Here is a 12,989-nt window from a genome sequence, read left to right as displayed (position 1 = left end):
AAATTAATTATTAAAATGGCTAAAAATATTATAATCTGTTCCTAGCCTACTATTATCTATACCTGAAGCAATCCTGTCTGTAATAGTAGTTCCAGTAATTGCTCCAACAGTCAAATCTGTAATACCATATACTATTCCTATGGGACCTGCATATATTAAACCAATACCTAAAGCAACTTTAGCTACAGTTCCCCAACCCACTTTATTGTCTGAAACATCTTCTATTATACTTAGACCTACACCTAGATAACCTAAATACTTTCCAGCTTTTCCAACCGTTTTTAAATTTTTTGATAAATTTCTTAAAGTACTTATTGAGCCTCCTTTTGCCCCAAATCTTAAAAAAGCTTCATATTTATTTAGATGAAGACCCGTATAACCTATTAAAGCAGACCCAGATAAAAAATTGCTCTTGTCTGAATATTTAATGCCTTCAATAAAGTCTCCAAAAAAGCTTGGTTCATAAGTATTTTGCATTGATGCTAATGATTCATTGCCCATTACGCTTATTCTATGTCCAACACCCCAATTACCCTCACTGTATATTTCGTTACCTAACCTATAAGTGGTTTGACTAGCATTTCCAGTCCACCAGATAAGATCGCCATTACTATTCATACTGGAAAATATTCCCTTATCTCTACTGGCCCATGCAGTTCTAAGATTATCCAGCAGATAGTCATTTGAGTTACCCAATGATGATAAAACAGAATAACCGTTTCCTCCCCCATATCCTCCTGATTCAAGGCTTCCGGTATTTCCTAAGCCTAACCAGTTTGGATTATGACCTCCCGAGTAGGCGTCAGGGCGGGAATCGCCAGGCATACTAAACTGATGCGGCTTCATTCCATCAGGATCTATAAAGCTTACAGGATTGTTAAAGGCATAATTATACGGAGAATATCTTCTCATCTGTTCAGCCAGAGGGTCTATTACGCCCCATCTGCCAATATCTGCCATATACATTCTCGCTCCGTAATCTCCCCAGCCAGTTTCCTTTTGTAATTCTTTGCCGTTGTACCTATAACTGTAAGCTGGATTTCCAGCTAAAGCATTATAACCTTCATGCTTTAAACCAAAAGCATAATAATTGTTTTCTTCAAGAGCTTCTGCGCTGCCAGATAAATTTTTGGAGTAGCTTAAACGCACATTTCCCAAATGGTCTGTATAGCTGTAAATACTTATTATTTTCAAAAATTATTCATCACTAACTTTGGAACACGAGGAATGATCTTCAATTATTTAAGATATATTTTATCCACTAAAAACAGTAAGAGCAGGATAACCTGCGCCTACTGTTTAAATTTTAATATTTAATATCAATTGATTTTCAATGAGTTAACTATTAAAATAATCGAATCACTAACTTTGATACATTACCTAATTATCGAAAATCTACTCATGATACCCTGTAATACTGACAAAATTAACTTTGGGTTTTTTGTCTAACTTCTCAGTTTTAAAATCAGATCTCACCCAAATACACTCGTTTTTACTATTAATGATGTAAATTACACTTTTGTTGTTATTTATATATACACTGTCTATATCATTAACTATTACTTTCCCATGGATAAAACTATCTTCTCTAATTTTATGCATAACAAGTATTGATCTTGAAGGTTGATTTAAATATATACTATCCTTTAATTGAAACATAAAACTTTCCATATTTTCAGGAAATATTTTATTGCATGATAAACATAGCAAACTAATTAATATTATTAATAAATATTTTTTTGTATTCTTCATATCTTTATTTTGTTTTTATCCATTGATAATTAAAATGAATAGTAATTGTTGTTGTTCCTAATGGTGTAATTGTCTTACCTCTATTAAATGAATCAGCGTCATTTCTAGATATCCCGGAGGAAACTGTATATTTATCAACAACATTTACATACAATCTGTTTCCTCTTTTTTGCATATTATAAACCATTCCCCCTCTCCAAATAGATTGATCTGCCAATCCTTTAAAGTGAGCGTCTATGCTTCCACTTATTCCAATTTTATCAGGACTGGAACCAATATAATATGTTTTAATTTCCCCATCTTTTATTTTTCCTGCATTATAGTCACTTGCAAACATTGTAGTCGCTCTTGCTGATGAATTTGACCATTTTATATCTTCAGTTAAAGCATCTCCGGGAAAAAAGTTTCTATGTTCCGGACCTGTTCCTGAAGCATACTCATACATTAATATGGCTGTCGTTTTTCGTGCACTTTGTTTAAATATACTTTGCTTTTCAGATTCTGTTAATTTATCCAATGTAAATGGAGAACCAAACAACTTATTGGCAAATGTAGATAAACCTTGAATAAGAGCATAATGCTTAGCTGTGTAAGTTGGTCCGGGGTCATTTAATCCAAAATTTGAAAAATCGAATTGTGAGAAATTATACTGAGGATTCATAAGTGTCCTGAATGCATCTGCAGCTGCAGCTCCTTCATACATTTCTAAATCTCCTCCTATTCCTCCACCAACAGATGCTAATTGATCATAGCTTCCACCTCTATCTCCTAATCCCAACCAGTTTGGATTGGTCCAGCCTGAGCTTACATCCACATTACCGAATCCATCGCCTGCCATTGCAAATTGTCTTGGAGCCATCCCATCCGGATCTATAAAGCTTACAGGATTATTAAATGCATAATTATACGGGGAATACCTTCTCATCTGCTCTGCTAATGGATCTTTATAAAATATTAGGGTACTGATTTCAATACCCTAATTATTTATAATATCCTCTCAACTTAAAGAATATAAGAAGTAAACTTTTAGCCTAAAGATAATAACTCTATATTTGAATTTTATTTTCTATTATCCTCACCATATATCTTTTTAAGTTTTTCAATTTGTTGCGCCTTCTGCAAAGAATCTTCCATTCTTTCTTTTGCCACAATTTCTGGTGCATAAGGCCCTACTTGGTCTTTTCTTGCTTTTCGGTCTAGGCAATAGAATGAAAAAATAAAGTTCACAATTATTATTAAAACTATTAAAACTACAATCCAACTCCCAATTGTATTCTTTTTCTTAGGTAATTGATCAAACTCTTGATTATAACTTTTCCATATATCTAAATAATCTAAAGTGTAATAATTAAAACCAATAATAATAATTAAAGGAATATACATTATAGGCATAGAAATAGATAATTCTACTTTATTTCCTGTTATCACTGTATAATAATTTATTATTGATAAAAAACTCCAAATTTGTAAAACTATTAAAACTAAACCAGCCTTAAAACTACTCAAAAAATCTCCAAAAGGAGTAGAAGTATAGATGATAGCTTTATATATTTTATAGAATAAATAATAGTATAATTTTTTAATTGACATAATTTAAAATTTTTGTGAACCATAAGGAGCTGTAATAAATCCATGAACAATAGCTGCATTTTGGGATTGTATACTTTGATAATCATTTCCATATCCTTCCCATCCTCCAGGATAAAGTGCATCAACTCCAAAATATAATAATGCAGGTATGGTGCCTGCACCAGTTAAACCATAAGCACCTATTGTTGTATTTAATCCTGCTTTTGCTGGGTGTACTTTATTTTTAGAATCTGGATTATTGTAATAATTATAAACTCCTATGCCATCCATAACTACTCCAGCTCCAAAACTTGCTTTCCCCGCAATACCTCCCCATTTCGCTAAAGAAGAAGCAGGCATAGATGCTTTTGTTGCAGGCATTTTCCCGAACAAACTAAGATTTCTCCCTGTTAACGGATAATTTCCAGATAACCCTCTCCTGATACCTTCTCCATACATTCGTTCTGAATTTAAACCTCCTTTTACACCAGCTAAAGCAGCCCCAACTCCAAAGAACCAGTTTCCTTGTCCTCCTAGTCCATACCAGTTATCCGATAAACTCTCTCCAAGCTTCAACATATGCGCAACCATTTCCTGAGAAGTACTTCCATATCCTGCAGCTCCTCCTGTCCAATATGATAGATAGCCATTCTTCGAAATTTTGGTGTCTATACCTCTTGCTGTCCACCCTGCAATAAGATTATCCAGCAGATAGTCGTTTGAGCTACCCAATGATGATAAAACAGAATAACCATTTCCTCCCCCATATCCTCCTGATTCAAGGTTTCCGGTATTTCCTAAGCCTAACCAGTTTGGATTATGACCTCCCGAGTAAGCATCAGGGCGGGAATCGCCAGGCATACTAAACTGATGCAGCTTTGGCGCCATCCCATCCGGATCTATAAAGCTTACAGGATTATTAAATGCATAATTATACGGAGAATATCTTCTCATCTGCTCTGCTAATGGATCTATTACTCCCCATCTGCCAATATCTGCCATATACATTCTCGCTCCGTAATCTCCCCAACCGGTTTCTTTCTGTAGTTCCTTGCCGTTATATCCATAGCTGTAAGCCGGATTTCCAGATAAAGCATTATAACCTTCATGCTTTAAACCAAAAGCATAATAGTTATTTTCTTCAAGAATTTCTGCGCTGTCTTAGCAAAATCTATTTTAAATTAAAATTAGGGTACTGATTTCAATACCCTAATTGTTTATAAATTTCTCTAATTAGAGAGTATGAGAAGTATAAACTTTTTGTTCTAAGTAAGATAGTATGTTCAACAATAAGAATCTTTTTCCTTTAGTTAACTCCTATATCTCTAATAAAAGCAGCATACAATAACATTAAAAAAATATATAAACAAAAAAGGCCTATTAAGGTAATAGGAACAAGTGAAACTCTCATATTTTTTTTATCATTATTACTTTTGCTTATGCTAAAATTCCAAATTGAAATGCCAATAAAAACGACTATTCCTGGTAAAAAGCAAAACAAATTAAATGTCTTTCTAATTTTTTCATAAAAATATTCATCAAATTGAAAAATTCTATTTCCTAGAAAATTAACTGATATGAATATTAATATAAATATTATAAAAAATATTAATATACGATTAGGGTTAAGTGTTTTTTTTATATCCATGATTTTTATTTTCCTGTTGTTAAAAATTTTCTCCCCTAAATATAGATCTTTGATCAGCAAGAATAACAACTTACTTTTCCATCAAATTTTAATTTTTATCCCATTTGATTTTCAACTCCTAACCACTGACATATTACGGCATATAGTACCATAAAAAAAATGTACAAAAAATACAGAATAATTAAAATTAAAGGAATAATAGAAATTATTTTATTTTTTAAATTATTCTCTTTATTACTTTTCTTTAGATTATAAATAAGCCCCAATATAAAGACAAATAAACCTGGTATGAAATATAAAAAAATTAAACCAACTCTTATCTGTTTATATTTATAAGAGTCTATTTGATAAATACATATAACACTAATAACAAATAATATAAATATTAATAATATTTTTGTCGGAGTTAAAAAATTAAATATTTTTTTCATAGCTAATTAAATTATTTAGATAAAAGAAATGCACGTCCATTAAATATAGATTTTGAATCCGCATTGGTATCTGCTCTACCATTATAAATATACTCATAAGTATTAACTCCACCGGTTACTTCATGATTAAGCAAGCCAATAAATTTTGACCATCCTCCCCACATAAAGTTGCCAGCATCCATTAGACTATAAATAGTATTCGTATTTCCAAATCTCACATGGTAAAAAGCATCATTCTGATTGGTATTATTACCAACATCCAGTTTTCGGGATAAATAATGCGCTGAAAAATCTGCTTCTCCATAAGTAGATTCATAACCAATCATAGCATAAGCTGAGAGTTGGGCACTTGGAGATATTACAGCATTCCCGAGTCTTCCCTGCGCTAGTAAAGCTCTAATTTTGTTAGTATGAGGAACACTTGCTATTGCCTTCAAAAATTCATTGTAATCAATCGGATTATACACTCGATCTCCTATATTATATATCTTCCCTTGAGCAAGTTTATCAACGTTTATTGGATCATTAAAGAACAGTTCCATTCCATCCACATCAAAAAATCTATTCGGTTTTCCATTCCTAACGTAACCTTTGACTTTTCCATCTTTACCTACAGTTATATCATCTCCAAATTTTGAAAAATCGAATTGTGAGAAATTATACTGAGGATTCATAAGTGTCCTGAATGCATCTGCAGCTGCAGCTCCTTCATACATTTCTAAATCTCCTCCTATTCCTCCACCAACAGATGCTAATTGATCATAGCTTCCACCTCTATCTCCTAATCCCAACCAGTTTGGATTAGTCCAGCCTGAACTTACATCCACATTACCGAATCCATCACCAGCCATTGCAAATTGTCTTGGAGCCATGCCATCCGGATCTATAAAGCTTACAGGATTATTAAAAGCATAATTATACGGAGAATATCTTCTCATCTGTTCAGCCAGAGGGTCTATTACTCCCCATCTGCCAATATCAGACATGTACATTCTGGCTCCGTAATCTCCCCAGCCTGTTTCTTTCTGTAGTTCTTTACCGTTGTATCCATAACTGTAAGCTGGATTTCCAGCTAAAGCATTATAACCTTCATGCTTTAAACCAAAAGCATAATAATTGTTTTCTTCAAGAATTTCTGCGCTGCCAGATAAATTTTTGGAGTAGCTTAAACGCACATTTCCCAAATGGTCTGTATAGCTGTAAATACTTATTATTTTCAAATTGTAATAGCCTTCAGCGGTAGGAACAAATTTTAGGATAAGAGGAGAACCTGCCGACAATCCCTGGAATCCGTCAAGGTATTCTGTTGTTTTAGAAGTCTCCATATTCTGCCTACCCATACCATAGGTATAGATTTTTTAAACTTTGGAAGTGATCAAAGTTTTAACAACAGAATTCAGCGTTTTGTTATTTCTCTTACCAATATAAAACTCGACAATCTCTTGGATGCTTATATTAATGGCGTTTTTGGTAAGTTATCATAATAAACTAGATAAGACTTCCATTCATTCCTAAACACAAATAAATAAAGATCAGGAAGGATTATAAACACTAAACTGAATAAAATTAATTGACCTTTTAAAAAATTAAGATCAAAATAATACATGACACTTATAAATAAGAAACTTTTCAATACAATCAAAGAAATTACTGATTTTGTATCACTCCAAAATTTTGGAATTGAAATACAATCCCAAAATTTATAAAAAGAATAGAAATAAAAATAATATACTTTTTTAATTAACATAATTAAAATTTTAAAGCTGAATTACTAAAAAGAGGATGTACAAAATTCAGCCCCTTATAATAATTATATTAAAGATTCGTCCTTATAGTATTTCAATTTACCATCTCCGTCTACAAATTTTAAAAATTTATCTAAAATAGCTCCTTTTATTTTAAAATTATCTTTTGCTTCTCCTAATGTCATGTGATTTACCTGGCTATACTTAGACTTATCATCATTTCCATCATCTTCCCAAAAGCACACTTTACAAATTTCATAATTTCCTTTATCCTTAATTGTTTTGTAATTACAGCAAGGACAAGGAAACAACTCTTTTGGAATACCATTAACATTAATTGATAATTGATATTGTGTTTTGATTTTTTCTTCAATATATGAAACCTTTAAACCAATATATTTTTCTTTTAAGTATTCAAAAATTTCCTCTTCTTCAATTCCTTCAAGTTCAATTAATTCTTCTTTTTCTTCAAATGTCATTTTTGAATAATCTTGCAATGATAATATTTCTATAACAGTATTTAAATCTAAACTTATCATAATTTTATTTTGTTAAAGTTGCAGCAAAATCAAGAGCATCTTGAAATGGATTTATTTTAGTCATGACTGGATTTGCCATGTAAAATGTTCTAATTTCTCTTAAGTCCATTCTTCCTACAAGAATATCTTGAGTATTTTTATTATATTTAATTAAAAATTTTCCAACAGTCTGTTGTTCGATATGCTCACCTGTTTCACTGGCAAAACCTTTAGCAAGTTTCAAATATTGACTTTGAGTAATTTCACCAAATTCCGCTCCATGTTTTAAAAAGTGAACATTTAACTCACCTTTAGAAAACCCTTTCCAAATAATATCGCAATCATTATGCACCAAAATCCCTTTCTCAGAAACATAATAAGTATGGTTATCCCCAACTTCAAAGTTATAGACTTTTACTTTCTCATCCAAGAATTTAATAGACTCTATAGGAGAACTTATTCCTTTTAAAATTATAAAAAAGAGCAGCTGGTAGCTACTCTTTTTTGTTTATGATTCTATTAATGGAATATCTTCGTAATTGTCAACACTAAGATTAAGAATATAGTCAATAACTTTATCAACTTCTGTTTCGGGACAATTTTTTCCTTCATTCCAAACGGGTTTTTCAGGATAAAATGATAGTCTACACTTATAATTTTTATCAAAAATAACAATAAAATTATATTTCACCTTTTTCTCATTTATACTTAACTCACTTACATCGCAACGAATACTTAAATTTTCTTCAGAATAATCAGGATAACTCCCTGCTAAACCAAAAGAAAAATATTCGTAATTAAGTTTTATTTCCTTTAATCTATATAAAAAATAGTGATATGAAGTATATCTTATATCAGAAGTTACTAATGAAAGATAATTCATATAATCCATTGCAGAAGGAATATCTTCGAAAGACTTTATAGTATTTTCTTTACTAATATATTTTAAATCTTTCGCTATCAAAGATTCATCCGGATCATAATAAACTGAAACTTCTTTATTAGTTGCCTTAATAATAACATTACTACGATAAATTGTTATACTATCATTAGTTTGAAAGTATCTTCTATAAATATCGTAATCAGGAATACTGAATAATGCATACTTTAATTTTTCTATCATCTTATTTCACTTTATTTATTACGACTTTACCATTTCTAATTATCTGAAAACCTCCATCCGCAAACACTTCGGTATAATTTCTCACACCTTGCTTGCCTGCTTGGTAAATTATTTTAGAACCGTTAAGTCCAGGATATACATTTGTTTCTCCTACTAATTTAATAACTATATCATCTGTTCTTGTTTTATCTAAAGCCTTAAAAACACTTTCTAAATGATTAATAGTAGCTTCTTGAGATGTAAGAGATTTAGTCTCAATATTTCCTGCATATTCCATAAATCTTGCGAGTCTTTCTGGCCAGCAAGTATTATGCACCAAAATCCCTTTCTCAGAAACATAATAATTATGGTTGTCTTCTACTTCAAAATATTAAAGAGTAGCCTTGACTACTCTTTAAATTTATTTTCTAGTAACAAATTGTAAAATATTAAATACAGCATACCAAGTTGAATTTTCAAGACTTAATTTAAAATCCGTATTATCATTTTTTATTATTTGTAGGCTGTTACACTCGTAATTACTTTTACCACCTATAAAAATTTCTGGAATGTCAATTTTTTCAATATCATCAAGCAAAACTTTTGTGAAATTATTAATTAATCTAAAGTTGGTAAGAATCCAGAAATTATCAATAGAAGAAAAATATCCTAAAACAGGTATTTCATCATCTAGATATGTAATATTATTATTTATTTGTTGTTGTATGTTATCTTCTAAATTTTCAAATAAATCTGTCTTAAAAAAGTCTTGTTTTATTCTTTTGAATTTAGATTTAACAATATTAACATTCTTTATCATTTTAAAAACTTTACTAATTCTATACTATTTTTACTAAGTTCCTTATAAGAATATCCCATAATCTCTGCTGCTCGTGGATTCATTAATCTTGTTTCTACAATATCAACACCTTTAATAACTACTTTATCCATTCCTGCATTTACAGCTTGACTTTCAAATGCCTTTACAAGTTCAAAAAGACTTTTACCTTCATAATTAGCAAGTCCTTGAACAGTTCTATTATAAACTCCATTCTCCATTGTAGTGATACCTCTGACATAAAATCCTTTTATAAACTCTGTGGTATATTCACAATTATTATGCACCAAAATCCCTTTCTCAGAAACATAATAATTATGGTTGCCTTCTACTTCAAAGTTATAGACTTTTACTTTCTCATCCAAGAATTTAATAGATTCTATAGGAGAGGTTTTTCCATCTAAAGTGGTAAGAAGCATTCCTTTAGTTAAGTGTTTAGCTTCCATCCAGCTTCCATTTACATAGAACGGATGTTCTGGTGTACAGGTAATTTCCGTACCGTTTACAGAAATTTTCACTAATGAAGAAGAAGTATTGCGGGATAATGCCACTACTTTTTTCAGTTCTTTTTGGGCTGTTTCTTCGTTATAGCTCCATACAAGATCGCCTTCCTTAATATCTTCAATCTTTTTGTTGCCTTTTTCTGTAGCTACTAAAGTTCCCTCAGTAAAGCAGATTTTAATTAATCCATTGGTCAATCTTCCCATAGGACCACATAGATATTTGGTAAGATTGGCTGCTCTCCATCCTGCACTTAGAAATTCACCTCCTACAAATGAACCCGGAAGTTCTAAAAATAAGAAATTCTCAACAGCTGCCACTTCACGGGACGCTTTGGAATGAGCGATTCCCCAACCCAGATTGGTACTGTTTGCATCATAGTTCGCTTCCATTAATGCTCCTGTCAGCTTACTTATCATAAGATACTGGTTCATTTCTAGAAATTCCTTATTCCATGTACTTCGATTTCCACTGGCATTGATAAATACTTCTGGAACATTAAAATGTAGCCCGTCATTATTTGGTAAGGAAATTCCAATGTCTTCATTATTGCTTCCGTTACCGCTTCCATCATCACCAAAAGGCTGACTTCCTAAAGTTCCTAAATAGTCGTAATATGGATTGCCTCCAACACCTAATCCTAACCAGTTTGGATTGGTGGCTCCAGAGCTTACATCCACATTACCGAATCCATCACCAGCCATTGCAAATTGTCTTGGAGCCATTCCATCAGGATCTATAAAGCTTACAGGGTTATTAAATGCAAAATTATAAGGCGAATATCTTCTCATTTGTTCAGCAAGAGGATCTATCACACCCCATCTGCCAATATCAGACATGTACATTCTGGCTCCGTAATCTCCCCAGCCTGTTTCTTTCTGTAGTTCTTTACCGCTGTATCCATAACTGTAAGCTGGATTTCCAGCTAAAGCATTATAACCTTCATGCTTTAAACCAAAAGCATAATAATTGTTTTCTTCAAGAACTTCTGCGCTGCCAGATAAATTTTTGGAGTAGCTTAAACGTACATTTCCCAAATGGTCTGTATAGCTGTAAATATACTTATTATTTTCAAAATTGTAATAGCCTTCAGCGGTAGGAACAAATTTTAAGATAAGATTTGTCCCTCCCTTTTTGCCTGCAGGTGTTTCATACTGAAAACCATCTACATATTCTGTAATTTTGGTTGATAGCGTGGTGGTAGTACCTAAAGGATCAACAATAGGAGGAGTATAGTTATAAATTTTCTTAAGTTTAGTTCCATCTGCACGATAGGTATAAGATGTATTTTCATTAATCATTCCCGTCCGTGTTGATAATCCCTTATCAAACTTGATATAATCAGGAAGATTAAGGAAATTGTAATCAATTTGTAAGACACCTTTATCTTTATGGTCCTTCATATTCCCGTTATCATCATAAGAAATGATAGTCCCGGAGGTATCAGGATAGCCACTGTAGTTTCCTGAAGCATCAGTAACGGTATTGAGCTTATTCCCTGTATAATTATAGGTAAGATCATCAATAAGCTGCGCTGTTCCTGAACTGCTTTTTCCATTTCTCTGCAGAGAGGTGATATTTCCGTTCAGGTCATAGGCTAAGGTTTCATTAAAGAATCCATTCTGCGGAACAGAAGCCACCGGTTCAGAATATATTCCTTTTTTAAGCCTGTTCAGGCCATCATACTGGTAATTATACTGTCTTAATACCTGGTCCGTAGCCGTTTTCCAGGTCACTTCCGTAATATTGCCGTTGTACTTCCCTGTAGAGCCCTGAGTGGTATTCTGGGGATTAAAATACTTCAGCTCATAACCGAAAAGTTTGGTTCCGAGTGCAGCCGGATCATTGATTTTGGTAAGTGCTCCACGGATGTCATACTGGTAATCGATGCTTTGAAGCCCGCCCCCAACTTTTTTATTGGATAGCTGCGACAGCTCATTATAGGTATTTTCCGTTAACAGTTCCACAGGACCGCTGTCTACCTGATGACGGTGCTTCGTTACCCGGTTCTGGTTGTCGTAATCAAAGCTTTGGGAGATTACTTTTTCGGTATCTGTTCCCAGTCTTTTGTGATACACCTTGGTCTGTTTGGCCATCCCTACAAAATCCAATTCTGATTCTGTTCTGGTGGTTCCACCCAAATGATTAATGCTGTACGTGCCTACTGCTCTTCCTTTTTTATCATAGTAGACATAATTTTTAGTCCAGTTATCATCTTCTATATTCTTTACAAGGCTCAGGGTAGGCATCGCCTGGGTATTCACCGGAGCATTCTGGGTATCGGTAATCACTGGCTCTCCCAATATGGTGGAAGGAAAAGCCGGGTTGAAATCATATCCGGGATAGGTATCGTAATAATTTAAAGATAATAAAGTGACCCATTTGGTAGAATTCGGGTAGGTACTGTCCTGGTTTCCATAATATACATTCATGCCCTGTCTTTCAAAAAGAGCCGCGCTTAACCTGTTTACATTATTGGAATCATACCCGTCTACAACAGATTGTTCAGTGGTTCTTGCAGCTCCAGTTCCTATCCCTGTAATGGCAATTCTCCCAAACTGATCATATTTTGTATACAGCCACTGTCCTTTCACTCTCAGATTGGCATCCTGAGCAGCTACTAACCGGTCCTGTTTATCATAAAGCATATATTCCCAGCCTTTCCCCGGAACTTTTTTCTCTACCAGTCTTCCCAATCCGTCGTAGCGGTACTGGTAACACAGCTTGTCCAGCATCGTCTGATCGGGAGCCGAAGTGCCTACGGCCAGTGGCGGAATGACATAGACCAGCTGCCCGTATTCATTGTACAGGTAATAGGTATCTACATTTTGGGTACCGTCATTTTTTCTGACCAGTATCGTCTGGCCTTTACTATTCTTGAATTC

The 12,989-nt window shown here is 33.1% G+C and carries 12 protein-coding genes and 2 pseudogenes; all 14 read right to left on the bottom strand.

Going from position 1 to position 12,989, the window contains the following annotated elements:
• Nucleotides 1-3: 3 nt before the first annotated feature.
• Nucleotides 4-1,194, bottom strand: a complete 1,191-nt coding sequence (locus tag DRF61_RS23115; RefSeq protein ID WP_111956294.1) for an RHS repeat domain-containing protein — start codon at nt 1,192-1,194, stop codon at nt 4-6.
• Between the two features lie 201 nt (nt 1,195-1,395).
• Complete coding sequence (locus DRF61_RS09305; RefSeq protein ID WP_146897301.1) at nt 1,396-1,752, bottom strand: hypothetical protein; 357 nt, start codon at nt 1,750-1,752, stop codon at nt 1,396-1,398.
• A gap of 4 nt (nt 1,753-1,756) precedes the next feature.
• Complete coding sequence (locus DRF61_RS09300; RefSeq protein WP_111956290.1) at nt 1,757-2,677, bottom strand: hypothetical protein; 921 nt, start codon at nt 2,675-2,677, stop codon at nt 1,757-1,759.
• 134 nt (nt 2,678-2,811) lie between these two features.
• Complete coding sequence (locus tag DRF61_RS09295; protein WP_111956288.1) at nt 2,812-3,342, bottom strand: hypothetical protein; 531 nt, start codon at nt 3,340-3,342, stop codon at nt 2,812-2,814.
• Between the two features lie 864 nt (nt 3,343-4,206).
• Nucleotides 4,207-4,476 (bottom strand): annotated as a pseudogene (locus tag DRF61_RS22875) (RHS repeat domain-containing protein); the annotation flags it as partial.
• A 151-nt stretch (nt 4,477-4,627) separates the two neighbouring features.
• Nucleotides 4,628-4,969, bottom strand: a complete 342-nt coding sequence (locus DRF61_RS09285; RefSeq protein WP_146897284.1) for a hypothetical protein — start codon at nt 4,967-4,969, stop codon at nt 4,628-4,630.
• Nucleotides 4,970-5,411: 442 nt separating this feature from the next.
• Nucleotides 5,412-6,725 carry an RHS repeat domain-containing protein gene (locus tag DRF61_RS23110; RefSeq protein WP_420866791.1) on the bottom strand — a complete coding sequence of 438 codons (1,314 nt, stop codon included), beginning with the start codon at nt 6,723-6,725 and terminating at the stop codon, nt 5,412-5,414.
• A gap of 485 nt (nt 6,726-7,210) precedes the next feature.
• Complete coding sequence (locus DRF61_RS09265) at nt 7,211-7,684, bottom strand: CPCC family cysteine-rich protein (protein ID WP_202974501.1); 474 nt, start codon at nt 7,682-7,684, stop codon at nt 7,211-7,213.
• 4 nt (nt 7,685-7,688) lie between these two features.
• Entirely contained in the window at nt 7,689-8,123 is a 435-nt protein-coding gene (locus DRF61_RS09260; RefSeq protein ID WP_262510832.1) for a polymorphic toxin-type HINT domain-containing protein, read from the bottom strand.
• Nucleotides 8,124-8,171: 48 nt separating this feature from the next.
• Entirely contained in the window at nt 8,172-8,786 is a 615-nt protein-coding gene (locus tag DRF61_RS09255; protein ID WP_111956274.1) for a hypothetical protein, read from the bottom strand.
• 1 nt (nt 8,787) lies between these two features.
• Nucleotides 8,788-9,063, bottom strand: coding sequence for a hypothetical protein (locus DRF61_RS09250; protein WP_228452745.1), 276 nt, complete (start codon nt 9,061-9,063; stop codon nt 8,788-8,790).
• 27 nt (nt 9,064-9,090) lie between these two features.
• A pseudogene (locus tag DRF61_RS23105) lies at nt 9,091-9,150 on the bottom strand (hypothetical protein); the annotation flags it as partial.
• A 36-nt stretch (nt 9,151-9,186) separates the two neighbouring features.
• Nucleotides 9,187-9,585 (bottom strand): hypothetical protein, encoded by a 399-nt coding sequence (locus DRF61_RS09245; RefSeq protein WP_111956270.1) that lies wholly within the window; start codon nt 9,583-9,585, stop codon nt 9,187-9,189.
• A partial coding sequence (locus DRF61_RS09240) for a polymorphic toxin-type HINT domain-containing protein (RefSeq protein ID WP_185144812.1) occupies nt 9,582-12,989 on the bottom strand: 3,408 nt, incomplete at its 5' end. The genes DRF61_RS09245 and DRF61_RS09240, both read right to left, overlap by 4 nt.

The sequence above is a fragment of the Chryseobacterium lathyri genome, assembly GCF_003290185.1.
Classification (GTDB): Bacteria; Bacteroidota; Bacteroidia; order Flavobacteriales; family Weeksellaceae; genus Chryseobacterium; species Chryseobacterium lathyri.
This window is presented reverse-complemented; position numbering and strand designations above follow the sequence as displayed.